General features: G+C 65.2%; 1 pseudogene. It reads left to right on the forward strand.

Going from position 1 to position 353, the window contains the following annotated elements:
- Positions 1–285, forward strand: a pseudogene (locus tag EN853_RS33320) (Flp pilus assembly protein CpaB); the annotation flags it as partial.
- Positions 286–353: the final 68 nt, after the last annotated feature.

The following is a 353-nucleotide window of genomic DNA, read 5'->3' on the forward strand; positions in this document are numbered from 1 at the left end:
AACGAAGGCGCGCAGAAGGTGGCGCTGGCCCGCACCGTCGGCACGCTGTCGTTATCGCTGCGGTCCGCCGCCGACGCCAGCGCCAGCAAAAGCGGGCTTACGACGATCTCTTCCTTCGGCGGCTCGGCTGCCGCAAGCGCTGAGGCAAGTGCGGCCTCGCTCGTCAATGCGGTGACGAAGGAGCCGGAAGGGCCGAAGTTCAAGACGGTGATCGTGACGCGCGGCGACAAGGTCGAGGAATACAAGGTTCCTTCACCGGAACCGCCGCAGGAACTGCAGCAATAGGCGGTGGGGACCGGCGGGGACAGGGCAAGATGTTTGGGTTTGATGCATTTCGGACGACCGGAGGGTGG

It is taken from the genome of Mesorhizobium sp. M1C.F.Ca.ET.210.01.1.1, from assembly GCF_004791585.1.
Taxonomy (GTDB): Bacteria; Pseudomonadota; Alphaproteobacteria; order Rhizobiales; family Rhizobiaceae; genus Mesorhizobium.